The organism is Gottfriedia sp. NPDC058432, from assembly GCF_042721555.1.
Taxonomy (GTDB): Bacteria; Bacillota; Bacilli; order Bacillales; family Bacillaceae_G; genus Gottfriedia.
On sequence record NZ_JBHXLC010000032.1, the window covers coordinates 35820 to 52518 of the forward strand.

Sequence of the window (16699 nt, forward strand, 5' to 3'; positions counted from 1 at the left end):
AACTTTTACGCGGAGGGGATTTTGTATGTATAAAGGAAAATTAAAACAAATTCTATTAATAACTGATGGTTATTCAAACCATGGTGAAGATCCGTTAGCTGTTTCAAGTTTGGCTCAAGAATACGGTATTACAGTAAATGTAATTGGAATTTTAGATGAAAATGTACAAAGTGGCGACGGTTTAAAAGAAATCGAGGAAATTGCTAGAGCAGGTGGAGGGATTAGCCAAGTCGTTTACACAAAGCAACTTTCTCAAACTGTCCAAATGGTTACTAGAAAAGCGATGACACAAACAATTCAAGGATTTGTTAATAAAGAATTAAAGCAAATTTTAGGCGATAGCAATTCAATGGAATCACTTCCTCCTTCAAAGCGAGAAGAGGTATATGAGGTTGTAGAGGAGATCGGCGAAACTGTAGGTTTAGAAGTTATTATTTTAGTAGATACGAGTGCTAGTATGAAAGACAAACTAGAAACTGTTAAGGAATCATTATTTGATTTACAAATTAGTTTAAACTCAAGAACAGGAGAAAATGCCTACTCATTATTTATATTTCCTGGGAAACAAGACGATGTAGACAAATTACTAGATTGGACACCTAAATTAGAAAAGCTAAACACGATTTTTCCTAAGCTAACGATGGGTGGTATGACACCAACTGGTCCTGCAATACGTGAGGCTTTAAACTATTTTAACGAACAAAACTATAATAGAGGTAATAATGGTGATGATGAACAATCAATTGAATGGGCAGATTAATTTAGCGCCTGGAACTCTCATTACTGGTAAGTGGAATAAAAACAAATACGAAATTAAGAGTTTACTTGGAAATGGCGCAAACGGTACAGTTTATCTAGCTTCTGGACAAACTGGAGAAGTTGCGATTAAGCTGAGTAAAGAATCTACTAATATCACGAACGAAGTAAATGTTTTAAAAAAAATCACACAGGTCCAGGATTCATTCCTAGGGCCTTCTTTTATCGATGTAGATGACTATATAAATCCAGGAACAAATGAATGCTGCTATTACTATGTAATGGAGTACGTAAATGGTGTAAGTTTACCAAAATTTATCGAAAGAAACGGTATGGAATGGAGTAGTATTTTTATCATACAAGTTTTATCATTGTTAGATAAATTGCACCATAAAGGCTTTATTTTCGGTGATTTAAAAACAGATAATCTACTAGTTACGAAAGAACCAAATAAAATCCAGTGGATTGATTTTGGAGGAGTTACGCAAATTGGACGTGCAGTTAAAGAGTTTACGGAGTTCTTTGATCGTGGTTATTGGGGCTTAGGTTCTAGAAAAGCAGAAGTTTCCTATGACTTATTTGCTGTTACGATGATTTTTATCCATTTACATTGTAAAAAGCAGTTTTTAAAAAATGGGCAAGGAATAAAACAAATTGAACAAGTAATAGCTCAAACACAAACCCTTAATCCATATAAAGAATTTCTAATGAGGGGATTAAAAGGGGAGTATGTTAGTGCAAGTGCTATGAAACAGGCTCTATTAATGTATGAACAAAAGATAAATGCTACAAAGAGGAATAAAAGTAAACAGGCTCAAACTACTACAGCACAAACTAATTCGATGAATCAAACGAGGCAATCAAAAAAACAACATCAAACTGCTCAAACAACAAAATCAAAAAAACATAGTCAAACTACAAATCAATCTAGAAATTCAAATAGTCAGAATCAAACACCTAACCAATCAACACAAACAAGAGCAGGGAACAATGTCCAAGTGAAGCAAAAGAAAAAAAGAATACACTGGTTTGAAACATCGACCATTCTTTTGTTAATGGGCTTGGCCTATGCATTATATTTTTATTATCAGTTGTAAATTATAGTACTCCAAGTGTGTGAATGGTAACATATAGATATGAATTTTACTTTCATTAGGAGTATAGGTAAATGGTAATTAATCAATTAAAGGAATTTATTAAACAAAACAATATTAGCAGAAATAGTGTAATTGTGATCGGTGTTTCTGGCGGTCCAGACTCAATGGCGTTAGCTCACTCTTTTTTATCAATCAGAGAGGAATATGAGTTTTCGATTATTATCGCACATGTAGATCATATGTTTAGAGGACAAGAATCTTTAGATGATTTGGAATATGTTAAGAATTGGTGCCTCCAAAATAACGTTCAATTTGAAGGTAAGAGCATAAATGTGAATCAGTATATCGAGGAAACGGGATTAAGTAGTCAATTGGCGGCAAGAGAATGTCGATATCATTTTTTTGATGAAACGATGAAGAAATATGAAGCTAATTATTTAGCGTTAGGGCATCATGGAGAAGACCAAGTTGAAACGATTTTGATGCGATTAGTAAGAGGTAGCTCGCAGGTCGGTTACGCTGGCATTAGGGAAAAGAGATCTTTTAGTACAGGCGAAATTATTCGTCCATTTTTAGATTTAAGAAAACAAGCTTTAACTACATATTGTCGTGAACAAAGTATTATCCCTCGAAAAGATCCAAGTAATGATAAAGATGTTTACACAAGAAATCGATTTAGACATCATATTTTACCTTTTATTTTTGAAGAAAATCCAACTGCACAAAAAAGATTCCAGCAGTTTAGTCGACAGCAATTGGAAGATGAACTATATTTAATGGAATTAACTGAAGACGCAATGAATACAGTTATAAAAAATAAAGAAAAGCAAGCAGTCACTATTGATGTTGAACAGTTTTTAAATATGCCTATATCTTTACAAAGAAGATGTATTCAACTAATATTAGATTATGTCTACCTATATATCCCTAAAGGCTTGACACACGGGCATCTTAATTCAATTCTGACTTTATTACGAAATGAAAAATCCACTTGGGAGCAACATTTGCCTGAAGGACTTTTTGTTACACGCTCATATAATGAATGCACCTTTACATTCGAACGAATGAATGTGAAGGATTATACTATTTCTATTAATGAGCCTGGCGTATACGAACTACCAAATGGTTTTTCAATAAAAGTTGAATTAAACAATCAATGTTTTGAACCAAAAAACGCCATGTTTATTTGTTCTGTCAAGGATGTTTCTTTTCCACTCGTTGTTCGGAATCGAAAGAATGGTGATCGAATGTCATTAAAGGGTATGAATGGGTCAAAAAAGTTAAAAGATATATTTATTGATGAAAAAATGAAACAATCATTACGTGATGAATGGCCAATAATTACGGATAGTCAAAATAATATATTATGGGTACCTTTCGTAAAGAAATCTGCATTTGAAAGAAATTTTTCGACAGATGAGTCACTCATTGCAATACAGGTGGTTTCTAAGAGTTTCTAGGAGGAAAAGATGAAACAAGATATTCAACAAGTATTAGTAAGTGAAGAGGCAATTCAACAAAAAGTAGTAGAATTAGGTGCAGTACTAACTGAAGAGTACAAAGACCGCTTTCCACTAGTAGTGGGTGTTTTAAAAGGAGCTCTTCCGTTCATGTCTGACCTTATCAAGCATATTGATACATATATCGAAATTGATTTTATGGATGTTTCTAGTTATGGACATAGTACAGTTTCTTCTGGTGAAGTAAAAATTGTGAAAGATTTAAATACTTCTGTAGAAGGAAGAGATGTAATCATTCTAGAAGATATTATTGATAGTGGTCTAACTTTAAATTATTTAGTTGAACTATTTAAACATCGCAAAGCTAATACAGTTAAAATTGTTACTTTATTAGATAAGCCAAGCGGACGTAAAGCAGATATCCAGGCTGATTTAGTTGGTTTCGAAGTACCAGATGCTTTCGTAGTAGGATATGGTTTAGATTATATTGAACGTTATCGAAATCTGCCATATGTTGGCGTTTTAAAGCCTGAAGTTTACACGAAATAAGTCAAGTTTTATTCGTTTGTTTACATGGTATAACTATGCTACTATATAAAGTAATTAAATTGAAAGAGAGGAGGTTTGGAATTGAATCGAATTTTCCGTAATACAGTCTTTTACATATTAATCTTCTTAGTTGTGATTGGTGTTGTTACATATTTCAATGGGCCAGAATCTCAAGTTAAGAAAGTAAGTTACGATACATTTTATACTAAGTTACAAAAAGGTGATGTTAGCAGTTTAACATCTATCCAACCTAAAAATGGAGTGTACATAGTAAGAGGTCATTTTACAGATGTAAAAAAAGGCGAATCTTTCCAAACTCAAGTACCAATTAGTGATGAAACGACAAAAATAGTTAACAAAGCAGTTGCTGACTATAAAATAAAGGCTAATTGGAATCCAGCTGAAACAACAAGTGCATGGGTGCAAATTTTCACTTCACTCATTCCATTTGTAATTATTTTCATTCTTTTCTTCTTCCTAATGAATAATGCACAAGGTGGCGGAAGCCGTGTTATGAACTTTGGGAAGAGCAAAGCTCGTCTATATAATGACGAGAAAAAGAAAGTACGATTTAAAGATGTTGCAGGTGCAGATGAAGAGAAACAAGAACTTGTTGAGGTAGTAGAGTTCTTGAAAGATCCTCGTAAATTTTCTGAATTAGGTGCAAGAATTCCTAAAGGGGTACTATTAGTAGGACCTCCAGGAACAGGTAAAACATTATTAGCGAGAGCAGTTGCAGGAGAAGCTGGAGTTCCATTCTTCTCAATCAGTGGTTCCGATTTCGTTGAAATGTTTGTAGGGGTTGGTGCTTCTCGTGTTCGTGATTTATTTGAAAACGCGAAGAAAAACGCTCCTTGTATCATATTTATAGATGAGATTGATGCTGTAGGTCGTCAACGTGGTGCTGGATTAGGTGGAGGTCACGATGAGCGTGAACAAACATTAAACCAGTTACTTGTTGAAATGGATGGTTTCGGTGCTAACGAAGGTATTATCATCATCGCAGCAACAAACCGTGCAGATGTTCTTGACCCAGCGTTATTACGTCCAGGTCGATTTGACAGACAGATTACAGTAGATCGTCCAGATGTAATAGGACGTGAAGCGGTATTAAAAGTTCACTCAAGAAATAAACCATTAGCTCCAGATGTAGACTTAAAAGCTATTGCTCAAAGAACTCCTGGATTCTCTGGTGCAGATTTAGAGAATTTATTAAACGAAGCGGCATTAGTTGCGGCTCGTCGTGATAAAAAGAAAATCGATATGCTTGATATTGACGAAGCAACTGACCGTGTAATTGCGGGACCTGCTAAGAAAAATAAAGTTATATCTGAAAAAGAGCGAAAAATTGTTGCGTTCCACGAAGCTGGACATACGGTTATTGGCCAAGTGTTAGATGAAGCTGAAATGGTTCATAAAGTAACAATTGTACCTCGTGGTCAAGCTGGTGGTTATGCAGTAATGCTTCCAAAAGAAGATCGTTACTTTATGACAAAACCAGAATTACTTGATAAAATTACAGGTCTACTTGGTGGACGTGTTGCTGAAGAAGTGGTATTTGGTGAAGTAAGTACAGGAGCTCATAATGACTTCCAACGTGCAACAGGTATTGCTCGTCGTATGGTTACTGAGTTCGGTATGAGCGATAAACTAGGTCCATTACAGTTTGGTCAATCTCAAGGAGGAAATGTATTCCTTGGTAGAGACTTTAATAATGAACAAAATTATAGTGATAAAATTGCTTATGAAATCGATGTTGAGATTCAAACAATCATTAAAGAGTGTTATGCAAAAGCAACTGATATTATTAAGACGCATCGCGATAAATTAGACTTGCTTGCTAACACATTATTAGAAGTGGAAACTTTAGATGCAAAAGGAATTAAGAGTCTTTGGGAACAAGGTACACTTCCTACAGCTCCAACTTCAAATGATGAGATTAAAGTTAACATTTCTAAAAAGAATGATGAACCAACTGAGCCTAAAATCACTGAATAAAAAATTGAGAGTGTCTTTCTAGACACTCTTTCTTTTGTTTATTGGTGAAAAGTCAAATAGGCCAAGGACATGGAGGAAATCGGTTTAATGACGCGAATACGATCCCATGCCCACAGCAGAAAGCATCTATTTTTAAACTACTATCAACTTGTGTTATCATTATTTTTATAGTGATTAAAAATTGTACTTGAAACTAAAAATATAAAATAAAAGTTTTATTTTTGAAATGGAGAGACGGTGGATTATATGTTATTTGTCATCGATGTAGGAAATACAAATACTGTTTTAGGTGTTTACCAAGAAGACGAGTTAATACATCATTGGAGAATTGAGACGAATCGTTATAAAACAGAAGATGAGTACGGTATGGTCATAGGATCATTACTTGAATACGCGGGCATTGGGTTTGATGAGTTTCATGCAGTTATTATTTCATCAGTTGTCCCACCGATTATGTTCTCTTTGGAAAGAATGGCAACAAAATACTTTAAACAAAAGCCACTAATCGTTGGACCTGGTATAAAAACAGGTTTAAACATAAAATATGATAATCCGAAAGAAGTAGGCGCAGACCGAATTGTTAATGCAGTTGCTGGAATTGCACAATACGGAAGTCCGCTGATTATTGTAGATTTTGGAACGGCTACTACATATTGTTATATAGATGAAAATAAAAATTACATCGGTGGAGCTATTGCACCAGGTATCAATATTTCAACAGAGGCACTATATACAAAGGCTTCAAAACTGCCTCGTATTGAGCTTTCAAGACCTTCTAATATTGTCGGTCGTACAACTGTAGAAGCAATGCAAGTTGGAATCCTATATGGTTATGTAGGTCAAGTTGAAGGTATTGTAAAACGAATGAAAGCTCAAGCAAAGGTAGAACCTACTGTTATAGCAACAGGCGGACTTGCATCATTAATATCTAAGGAATCAGATATCATTGATGTCATGGATCCATATTTAACATTAAAAGGTCTACATTTAATTTATAAACGAAATTCATAAAAAGGGGTACAACATGAAAGATTATTTAGTAAAAGCATTAGCTTTTAACGGCGAAGTCCGTGCATATAGTGTTAGATCAACAAATATTGTAAAAGAAGCTCAAGAACGTCATGATACTTGGTCAAATGCTTCTGCTGCATTAGGTCGTACACTAACAGCTGCTACAATGATGGGCGCTATGTTAAAAGGTGAAGAAAAGTTAACTTTAAAAGTTGAAGGTAATGGTCCAATTGGTCATATTTTAGTCGATAGTAATGCAAAAGGTGAAGTACGAGGATATGTACAGAATCCGCATGTGCAAACTGAGCTTAACAAACATGGAAAGATAGATGTAGCTAAAGCTGTTGGTACTGTAGGGACAATCTCAGTTGTTAAAGATATTGGGATGAGAGAACCATTCACTGGCTCAGTACCAATCGTGTCAGGTGAACTTGGTGAAGACTTTACTTACTATTTTGCTGTATCTGAACAAACACCTTCATCTGTAGGTGTCGGCGTATTAGTTAACCCGGATCATTCGATTTTAGCAAGCGGAGGATTTATTATTCAGATCTTACCTGGCGCTAGTGACGAATGTATTACGAAGATTGAAAACCGTTTAAAAACGATTAAACCTGTTTCCAAAATGATTGAAGAAGGACTTACACCAGAAGAAATTCTATATGAAGTGTTAGGGAAAGAAGAAGTTAAAATTTTAGAAACGATGGATGTAAAATTCCAATGTCAATGCTCAAGAGAGAGAATTGAAGGGGCTCTTTTAAGTATCGGTAAAGAAGAATTACAATTAATATTAGAAGAAGATGGAAAAGCAGAAGTAACGTGTCATTTCTGTAATGAGCCTTATCATTTTTCTGGAGAACAATTAGAAGAATTAATTAGCAAATTGTAGGTGAAAATTGAAGGAATTTGTCGACCTTTCTTTTCATAATTTATTATGAATTTCATACAAGTTATGTATAGGAGAAAGTAATTGACAGATTCTTTTGGTTTTTACATAATGTATATTAAACAGGTCAATATACTAGGAATTAGGAGTGGATGAAATGAAAGTTGCAAATTCAGTTTACGAATTAATCGGTAGAACTCCAATTGTAAAACTTAACAGATTAGTAGACGAGGACAGCGCGGATATTTACTTAAAACTAGAGTTTATGAATCCTGGTAGCAGTGTTAAAGACCGTATTGCTCTTGCGATGATTGAGGATTCGGAGAAAAAAGGTTTAATAAAACCAGGTGATACAATTATTGAACCAACTAGTGGGAATACCGGTATTGGATTAGCAATGGTAGCAGCTGCTAAAGGCTATAAGTCAATTCTAGTAATGCCAGAAACAATGAGTATTGAGAGACGAAACTTATTACGTGCATATGGTGCAGAATTAGTTCTAACTCCAGGCCCTGAAGGAATGGGAGGAGCAATTCGTAAAGCAGATGAATTAGCAAAAGAAAATGGATATTTCGTTCCACAACAGTTTAATAATAATGCAAATCCCGAAGTACATCGTTTAACAACTGGTCCTGAAATTGTTGAACAAATGGGAGACCAACTTGATGCATTTATCTCAGGAGTAGGTACAGGAGGAACAATCTCTGGTGCTGGAGCTGTGTTAAAAGAAGCTTACCCTGGAATTAATATTGTTGCAGTTGAACCTGAAGACTCTCCAGTTTTATCAGGTGGTAAACCAGGTCCACATAAAATTCAAGGTATTGGAGCAGGATTTATACCTGGAACATTGAACACGGATGTTTATGATGAAATCGTTCAAATCAAAAATGACGATGCAATGGAGACGGCTAGAAGAGTAGCAAAAGAAGAAGGTTTACTTGTAGGTATCTCTTCTGGAGCTGCAATTAGTGCTGCGTTACAAGTTGCAAAAAAACTTGGAAAAGGTAAAAAAGTACTTGCGATTATTCCAAGTAATGGAGAGCGTTATTTAAGTACAGCATTATTCCAATTTGAGTAATTTTTTGATGGATGAAATGATGAATTTAAAAAAACCTTTGCAAGCTGCAAAGGTTTTTTTGTTTTTCCATAAAATGCTTTGATGTATACTTCTAACTTTTTGTGTAAAATGAAAAAAGAAGCGCTATCAGAGGGGGATATTCACATGAATTATGAAATCTTTTCAAAAGTTATCAATTATACTACACCTTTCTTTAAATACTTTGTAGAAACGGTAAAAGAGAAAAAGAATGCTGTACTTCTTGAAAGTGGTCGTGACGGAAGATATTCAATTATGGCATCTAATCCTGTTGCGAAGTTATACGGGAAGCATAATAAATTAACGGTCGAAGAATGCTCAGGGAAAGTGGAGTATGAAGGGAATCCAATTGATTTAGCAAAGGAATATCTATCTAAATACACTACGGAAAAAAGAGATGACTTACCACCATTTCAAGGTGGAGCAATCGGTTATTTCACATATGACTGTAACCATTATATTGAAGACCTACCATCAATGGCTGAGGATGTCTACAATATTCCAGATGTTTATTTATTAATCTTCCATGAAGCGGTTATTTATGACCATCAAGAAAAACAATTATATTTTATTGTGATAGATGAAATGAAAAATGCTGATAAGGCACAAGAACGACTAGATTCTTTAGAAGAGTTCTTCATTAATGAAATAGAACAAATCGATTTATCTAAGAGAACTTCTACCGATGAGATTGAAAAAACAATCTATATGTCTGAACAAAAATTTACGGATGCTGTTGGAAATGTTAAAGAATATATCAGTGCGGGAGATGTATTCCAGGTGAATTTATCTGTACTACAATCTGAGACGCTTGTAACAGATCCATTGTATATATATGAACAACTTAGAGAAATAAATCCGTCACCTTATATGTCCTATCTAGATTTTGAAGAGTTTCAAATTGTTAGTTGCTCTCCAGAGCTATTAGTAGCGAAACGTGACCAAGAAGTTTGGACAAGACCAATAGCAGGTACAAGGTCTCGTGGTAAAACAGTTGAAGAAGAACAACAACTGATGGAAGAACTACGTTCAAATGAAAAAGAACAAGCTGAGCATATTATGCTAGTTGATTTAGAGCGCAATGATTTAGGAAGAGTATGCGAATATGGAACTGTTGAAGTAGACGAACTATTAGTAATCGAAAAGTATTCGCATGTAATGCACCTTGTTTCAAATGTTAGAGGTGAGCTACAAAAGGGTAAGGATTCATTTGACCTATTAAAGGCAGTATTTCCCGGGGGAACAATTACGGGAGCTCCAAAAATTCGTACAATGGAAATTATTGAAGAACTAGAGCCAACCAAGCGTGGTATTTATACAGGTTCTGTTGGATGGATTAGCTTCACAGGAGATATGGAGTTAAACATTACGATTCGAACAATGATTACAAAAGATCAGCAAGCATTTGTACAAGCTGGTGCTGGTATTGTTATTGATTCTAATCCAAAACATGAGTACTTAGAAAGCCTTAAGAAAGCTCAAGCTTTATGGACAGCTAAGAAAGTAAGTGAAGAAAAAGCAAAGTTGGGTGGGAATGTAAAATGATATTAATGATTGATAACTATGATTCATTTACCTATAATCTAGTTCAATATTTAGGCGAATTAGGTGAAGAGTTAATTGTAAAACGAAATGATGAAATTACTTTAGAAGAAATCGAAGTATTAGCTCCATCTTATTTGATGATTTCACCAGGTCCTTGTACACCAAACGAAGCTGGAATCAGTTTAAAAGCCATTGAACACTTTGCTGGGAAAATCCCAATATTGGGCGTATGCCTAGGTCACCAATCAATCGCTCAAGTATTTGGAGGTGACGTAGTCCGTGCAGAACGCTTAATGCATGGAAAAACATCTGCAATTACACATGAAGGTTTAGGGTTATTTAATGACTTACCATCTCCAATTGACGTTACACGATATCACTCTTTAATTGTTAAAAAAGAAACTTTCCCTGAGGAGCTAGAAATAACAGCTTGGACGAATGATGGAGAAATCATGGCATTAAAACATAAGACATTACCGATTGAAGGAGTACAATTTCATCCGGAATCGATTATGTCACAATTCGGCAAAGAAATGCTTAGAAACTTTTTACAAGCATATAAACCGTCTAGGAGTACAGTATGAAACTATATTGTAATGGAGAATTCTTGAACGATCATGAAGTGAAAATATCTCCATTTGATCATGGTTTTTTATATGGCTTAGGATTATTTGAAACATTTCGGATCTATAATGGGCATCCATTTTTATTATTTGATCATTTAAAGCGTTTAAGAAAGTCGTTATTAAACCTGAATATCGAGTGGGATTTGCTAGATGAGGAAATACGAACGATTTTAAATAGGTTAATTGAATTTAATGATTTACAAGACGCGTATATACGTTTGAATGTTTCAGCGGGTGATGGAGAAATAGGTTTATACACTGGTAAGTATTCGAATCCAAATACAATCATTTTTATTAAACCAATGCATGAAAGTAATATCTTAGAGAAAGAAGGGGTAATACTAAATACCCCTCGAAACTCTCCCGAAGGAAAAGAACGATTAAAGTCTCATCATTATTTAAATAATATTATCGGGAAAAAAGAGATCGGTAACTCACCAAGTATAGAAGGAATCTTTTTAAATAAAGATGGGTTTCTTTCAGAAGGTATTGTTTCAAATCTCTTCTTTATTAAACAAGATCGATTATATTCACCACACGTTGATACGGGAATCTTGAATGGGATAACGAGACAGTTTGTAATCCATTGGGCTAAATTAAAAGGGATTACAGTTGAAGAGGGCTTCTACACGGAGCAAGAGCTGTTAGAAGCGGATGAAATATTTATTTCAAACTCAATTCAAGAAATTATTCCCGTTACAGTAATTGGCGAGCGGAACTTTAATGTTAGTGAAAATAGCGTAATAAAGGATTTGCAAAAGGATTATAGACATCTTCGAAAATCCTTATTAAGCATGAATGAAATGGAAAGAAGTGAACGAGTGTGAGAAGAGCAATTAAACCTTTGATTTGTGGAAATTACTCATTACCAATTCAGAATGAAACAATTGTGATGGGGATTTTAAATGTAACTCCGGATTCATTTTCTGATGGTGGTCGATACAACGAAATTGAATTAGCAATACAACATGCAAAAAAGTTAATTGCTGATGGTGCGAAAATTATTGATGTAGGTGGGGAATCGACAAGGCCTGGAGCTGCAATAGTTGATGTAGACGAAGAGTTAAGAAGGGTAGTTCCGATTATTTCAGCATTATCTAAAGAAATTGATGTCCCAATTTCAATTGATACATATAAATCTGAAGTGGCAAAGCAAGCTGTTGAAGCAGGAGCTACAATCATTAATGATGTTTGGGGAGCAAAGAAAGATCCTAAAATTGCTGAAGTGGCTGCAGCGTATAATGTTCCGATTTGTTTAATGCACAATCGAACGGATGAAAACTATTATAGTTTAATGAGTGATCTTGTCTGTGATTTAGTAGAAAGTATTAATATTGCAAAACGCGCAGGTGTAAAGGATGAAATGATTATTTTGGATCCGGGTGTTGGTTTTGCAAAATCAGCTGAGCAGAATTTGGAAGTTTTAAACCAAATGGAGCAAATCAAAGCATTGGATTATCCAGTGTTACTTGGTACTTCTCGAAAAAGGTTTATAGGGGAGGTTCTTGGTACTGAAGTACATGAGCGAATGGAAGGTACAGGGGCTACAGTTTGTTTAGGTATTACGAAAGGTTGCGAAATTGTACGAGTACATGATGTATTAGCGATTTCCCGTATGACTAAAATGATGGATGCGATGTTAAAGATTGGAGTTAAAAATGGATAAAATTTATGTAACAGGTATGAGATTTTATGGATACCATGGTGTATTTAAAGAAGAGAAAACATTAGGGCAACGATTTAATGTTGACTTAATTGTCGAATTAGATACAAAAAAAGCAGGAGAAACAGATGATTTGGCGTATTCAGTAAGTTACGCAGACTTATTTAAAACCTGCGAAGAAGTAGTTCAAGGTCAGTCTTATGATTTAGTTGAATCAGTGGCTGAAGAGATTGCCAAACAAATATTAAATACATACGATTTAATTCAACAATGTACTGTAAAAGTCATAAAACCAGATCCACCAATACCAGGACATTATGATTTTGTAGCAGTTGAAATAACAAGAGGTCGCATATGAAAAATGAATCATATTTAAGTTTAGGAACAAATATAGGCGACCGAGAAGGTTTTCTTACAAAAGCTATTAGGGAATTAGTGGACCATCCCGACGTTCAAGTAGAACAAATCTCTTCTATATATGAAACAGACCCAGTTGGTTACGTAGACCAAGATCCATTTTTAAATCTCGTTATTAAAATTTCTACCAATTTGACACCACTTCAATTACTTGATGTTACGCAAGGAATCGAACAAAACCTTGGTAGAAAAAGGGAATTACGTTGGGGTCCAAGAACAATAGACCTTGACATTTTACTCTATAATCACGAAGATATAGAAGTTGAGCACCTAAGAATACCGCACCCGAGAATGTTTGAAAGAAGCTTTGTATTAATCCCCTTAAAAGAAATTAATCAATCAATTAAGGTTGAAACTAAATTTTTAGAGGATAAAGGAGTTCGATTATGGAAGCTGAAAAGTGGGGTAGACGGATTAGGGCTTTTAGAAAATTAAAAGGTTTTACCCAAGAAGGCTTTGCAAAAAACCTTGGAGTTTCTGTTTCAGTGTTAGGTGAAGTTGAGCGAGGGAATCGTATGCCAACTGAACAGTTTTTGCATGATTGTGCAAAACAATTAAAAGTTAGTGTAGAGGAATTATCAATATAGGGTTTTAATGTAATAGAAGGAGGATGGGATGTGCTAAAAATTGGTGACATCGAGATGAAAAATCCCGTCGTATTAGCACCGATGGCTGGAGTTTGTAACTCAGCTTTCCGTTTAACAGTAAAAGAATTTGGTGCAGGTTTAGTATGCGCAGAAATGGTAAGTGATAAAGCTATTCTTCACAATAATAAGCGGACATTAGATATGCTTTATATGGATGAACGTGAAAAGCCATTAAGCTTACAAATTTTTGGTGGTGAAAAATCAACATTAGTTGAAGCTGCTAAGTATGTTGACGAAAATACGAATGCAGATATTATTGATATTAATATGGGGTGTCCTGTTCCTAAGATTACAAAAGTGGACGCAGGAGCTAAATGGCTTTTAGACCCAAATAAAATTCATGAAATGGTATATGCTGTAGCACAGAATGTAAGTAAACCAGTTACAGTTAAAATGCGTCTTGGATGGGATGACGATCACATATATGTAGTAGATAATGCAAAAGCAGTTGAAGCAGCGGGTGGAAAAGCAGTTGCAATCCACGGACGAACTCGTTATCAAATGTATGAAGGGAAATCTGATTGGAGCTGGATTAAAGAAGTTAAAAATCAGGTTTCTATTCCGGTAATCGGTAATGGGGATGTGGAGACTCCTCAAGATGCCAAGCGTATGTTAGATGAAACAGGCTGTGATGGCGTAATGATTGGTCGTGCTGCTTTAGGAAATCCATGGATGATTTATCGTACAGTAAAATACTTGGAATCTGGTGTATTAATGCCTGAGCCAGAAGCACGTGAAAAAATTGATGTATGTTTATTGCATTTAGACCGTTTAATTGATTTGAAAAATGAACATGTAGCTGTAATGGAAATGAGAAAACATGCAGCATGGTATTTAAAAGGTTTGAAAGGCACTGTATTAGTTCGAAATCAAATTAACGAGGTTAGTACTCGTGCTCAAATGGTTGAAGTATTAACAACATACGTTAATGAAGTGGAAGAAAAAATGAAAGCTGCTCAAGCTTTGTAAGTTTGACAGGTTTCGCTTGACAAAATATAATAAGTTATAGTAAACAAAACTGCCAGATCGAATTACTGGCAGTTTTTCTATTAAAATCATATTGTATTTAAATATTTATTGAATAATTACGTGGAGTTGAGAAAATGAGTCATGAAGAATTAAATGATCAAGCCCTTATACGTAGGGAGAAATTAAAAACACTTGAAGGAAAAGGTATCGATCCATTCGGTAAGAAGTTTGTGCGCACACATTCTTCAAACGATTTATTAGCACAATTTGACCAGTTTTCTAAGGAAGAATTAGAAGAAAAAGCGATTGTTGTTTCATTTGCAGGTCGAGTAATGACTAAACGTGGTAAAGGTAAAGCTGGATTTGCACATGTTCAAGATTTAAATGGACAAGTTCAAATCTATGTACGTAAAGATGCTGTAGGCGAAGAACAATATGAAATCTTTGATATTACTGATTTAGGTGATATTGTAGGTGTTTCTGGTGTGGTATTTAAAACGAATGTAGGGGAATTATCTATTAAAGTTAAAGAATATACATTCCTTTCAAAAGCGTTATTACCACTTCCTGATAAATTCCATGGTTTACAAGATGTTGAACAACGTTACCGTCAAAGATATTTAGATTTAATGAATATGGATAGCCGACAAACATTTATTGCTCGCAGTAAGATTATCCAATCTATGAGACGTTATTTAGATAGCCAAGGTTATTTAGAGGTTGAAACTCCTATGCTACATGCAATTGCAGGTGGAGCTTCTGCAAGACCATTTATCACTCATCATAACGCGCTTGATATGGAATTATATATGCGTATTGCAATTGAGCTACACTTAAAACGACTAATTGTAGGTGGACTTGAAAAGGTTTATGAAATTGGTCGCGTATTCCGTAATGAAGGTATTTCTACTCGTCATAATCCAGAGTTTACGATGATTGAATTATATGAAGCTTATGCTGATTATGCTGATATTATGGAACTTACTGAGAATCTAATTGCTCATATCGCTAAAGAAGTTTTAGGAACTACTACTATTCCTTATGGTGAGTACACGGTAAACCTAGAGCCAAAATGGACTAGACTTCATATGGTAGATGCGATTAAAGAAGCTTGTGGAGTAGATTTCTGGCCAGAGATGTCAGTTGAGCAAGCAAGAGAATATGCTAAAGAACATAATGTTGAAGTTAATGCGAATATGTCCGTTGGCCATATTATTAACGAATTCTTTGAACAAAAAGTTGAGGAAACGTTAATTCAACCTACATTTATTTATGGTCACCCTGTTGAAATTTCACCGCTAGCGAAAAAGAATGCTGACGATCCACGTTTTACTGATCGTTTTGAGTTATTTATTGTGGCGCGTGAACATGCTAATGCATTCACAGAGTTAAATGACCCAATTGACCAAAAAGAGCGTTTTGAAGCGCAGCTTAAAGAACGTGAGCTTGGTAATGACGAAGCACATATGATGGATGATGATTACATTGAAGCATTAGAGCACGGTATGCCACCAACTGGTGGTCTAGGAATCGGTATTGATCGATTAGTTATGTTGTTAACTAATTCTCCTTCAATCCGTGACGTTCTATTGTTCCCGTTAATGAGACATAAGTAAGAAACTAACTGGCTAAAAGGGTACTTTTAGCCAGTTTTTTTTAAGATTGGATGTATCTTTTTAAAGGAATAAGGACATCATTTATTTATTGAAATCTGGTATAAACTATCTGAATAAAAAGAATTTAAATTTAGGTATTGTATTTTGTTTTTATAGGTGTTATATTATTAAACGTTGTCACGTTAATTCGAAACAACAACAAAAAAACTTTTAAAAAAACATTGACAACATTCGAAAGAAAATGTTAAGATGTTTAAGTCGCCTCAGAGCGATGAAGTGAACTTTGAAAACTAAACAAAACATGAAGTAAACGTCAATTATTAGTTTTTTGAGCAATACAAGATTTAAACTTAACTTTTATGG

General features: G+C 34.7%; 17 protein-coding genes. All 17 read left to right on the forward strand.

Features of this window, described 5'->3' with window-relative positions; translation table 11 throughout:
• Positions 1 to 25: 25 nt before the first annotated feature.
• The 17 genes from ACFWM3_RS22345 to lysS all read left to right on the forward strand — a co-directional run bounded on the left by ACFWM3_RS22345 (position 26) and on the right by lysS (position 16336).
• Positions 26 to 760 carry a VWA domain-containing protein gene (locus ACFWM3_RS22345; RefSeq protein WP_056474441.1) on the forward strand — a complete coding sequence of 245 codons (735 nt, stop codon included), beginning with the start codon at positions 26 to 28 and terminating at the stop codon, positions 758 to 760.
• Positions 729 to 1853 (forward strand): protein kinase domain-containing protein, encoded by a 1125-nt coding sequence (locus ACFWM3_RS22350; RefSeq protein ID WP_390312970.1) that lies wholly within the window; start codon positions 729 to 731, stop codon positions 1851 to 1853. The genes ACFWM3_RS22345 and ACFWM3_RS22350 overlap by 32 nt, the downstream gene beginning before the upstream one ends.
• Positions 1854 to 1924: 71 nt before the next feature.
• Positions 1925 to 3313, forward strand: coding sequence for a tRNA lysidine(34) synthetase TilS (gene tilS / locus ACFWM3_RS22355; RefSeq protein WP_390312971.1), 1389 nt, complete (start codon positions 1925 to 1927; stop codon positions 3311 to 3313).
• Positions 3314 to 3322: 9 nt separating this feature from the next.
• On the forward strand, positions 3323 to 3862 hold the full coding sequence (gene hpt, locus ACFWM3_RS22360; protein WP_056474436.1) for a hypoxanthine phosphoribosyltransferase: 540 nt from the start codon (positions 3323 to 3325) through the stop codon (positions 3860 to 3862).
• 81 nt (positions 3863 to 3943) lie between these two features.
• Positions 3944 to 5860 (forward strand): ATP-dependent zinc metalloprotease FtsH, encoded by a 1917-nt coding sequence (gene ftsH / locus ACFWM3_RS22365; RefSeq protein ID WP_056474435.1) that lies wholly within the window; start codon positions 3944 to 3946, stop codon positions 5858 to 5860.
• A 246-nt stretch (positions 5861 to 6106) separates the two neighbouring features.
• The gene (locus tag ACFWM3_RS22370) at positions 6107 to 6871 is read left to right on the forward strand and encodes a type III pantothenate kinase (protein ID WP_056474433.1); all 765 of its coding nucleotides are present in this window, start codon (positions 6107 to 6109) and stop codon (positions 6869 to 6871) included.
• Between the two features lie 13 nt (positions 6872 to 6884).
• On the forward strand, positions 6885 to 7760 hold the full coding sequence (hslO, locus tag ACFWM3_RS22375; RefSeq protein WP_056474429.1) for an Hsp33 family molecular chaperone HslO: 876 nt from the start codon (positions 6885 to 6887) through the stop codon (positions 7758 to 7760).
• A 154-nt stretch (positions 7761 to 7914) separates the two neighbouring features.
• Positions 7915 to 8835 carry a cysteine synthase A gene (gene cysK, locus ACFWM3_RS22380; RefSeq protein ID WP_056474424.1) on the forward strand — a complete coding sequence of 307 codons (921 nt, stop codon included), beginning with the start codon at positions 7915 to 7917 and terminating at the stop codon, positions 8833 to 8835.
• A gap of 144 nt (positions 8836 to 8979) precedes the next feature.
• Positions 8980 to 10398 (forward strand): anthranilate synthase component I family protein, encoded by a 1419-nt coding sequence (locus ACFWM3_RS22385; protein WP_390312972.1) that lies wholly within the window; start codon positions 8980 to 8982, stop codon positions 10396 to 10398.
• Positions 10395 to 10982 (forward strand): aminodeoxychorismate/anthranilate synthase component II, encoded by a 588-nt coding sequence (pabA, locus tag ACFWM3_RS22390; protein ID WP_056474418.1) that lies wholly within the window; start codon positions 10395 to 10397, stop codon positions 10980 to 10982. The genes ACFWM3_RS22385 and pabA overlap by 4 nt, the downstream gene beginning before the upstream one ends.
• Positions 10979 to 11851 (forward strand): aminodeoxychorismate lyase, encoded by an 873-nt coding sequence (gene pabC, locus ACFWM3_RS22395; protein ID WP_390312973.1) that lies wholly within the window; start codon positions 10979 to 10981, stop codon positions 11849 to 11851. Before pabA ends, pabC begins: the two co-directional genes overlap by 4 nt.
• Positions 11848 to 12690 carry a dihydropteroate synthase gene (folP, locus tag ACFWM3_RS22400; protein ID WP_056474414.1) on the forward strand — a complete coding sequence of 281 codons (843 nt, stop codon included), beginning with the start codon at positions 11848 to 11850 and terminating at the stop codon, positions 12688 to 12690. The genes pabC and folP overlap by 4 nt, the downstream gene beginning before the upstream one ends.
• The gene (folB, locus tag ACFWM3_RS22405) at positions 12683 to 13045 is read left to right on the forward strand and encodes a dihydroneopterin aldolase (RefSeq protein WP_056474411.1); all 363 of its coding nucleotides are present in this window, start codon (positions 12683 to 12685) and stop codon (positions 13043 to 13045) included. The genes folP and folB overlap by 8 nt, the downstream gene beginning before the upstream one ends.
• A complete protein-coding gene (folK, locus tag ACFWM3_RS22410; protein WP_390312974.1) occupies positions 13042 to 13539 on the forward strand; it encodes a 2-amino-4-hydroxy-6-hydroxymethyldihydropteridine diphosphokinase in 498 nt (165 codons plus the stop codon). The genes folB and folK overlap by 4 nt, the downstream gene beginning before the upstream one ends.
• Complete coding sequence (locus ACFWM3_RS22415) at positions 13491 to 13691, forward strand: helix-turn-helix domain-containing protein (protein ID WP_056474403.1); 201 nt, start codon at positions 13491 to 13493, stop codon at positions 13689 to 13691. The genes folK and ACFWM3_RS22415 overlap by 49 nt, the downstream gene beginning before the upstream one ends.
• A 30-nt stretch (positions 13692 to 13721) precedes the next feature.
• Complete coding sequence (dusB, locus tag ACFWM3_RS22420; RefSeq protein WP_390312975.1) at positions 13722 to 14720, forward strand: tRNA dihydrouridine synthase DusB; 999 nt, start codon at positions 13722 to 13724, stop codon at positions 14718 to 14720.
• A gap of 134 nt (positions 14721 to 14854) precedes the next feature.
• Positions 14855 to 16336 (forward strand): lysine--tRNA ligase, encoded by a 1482-nt coding sequence (lysS, locus tag ACFWM3_RS22425; protein WP_056474397.1) that lies wholly within the window; start codon positions 14855 to 14857, stop codon positions 16334 to 16336.
• Positions 16337 to 16699 lie beyond the last annotated feature (363 nt).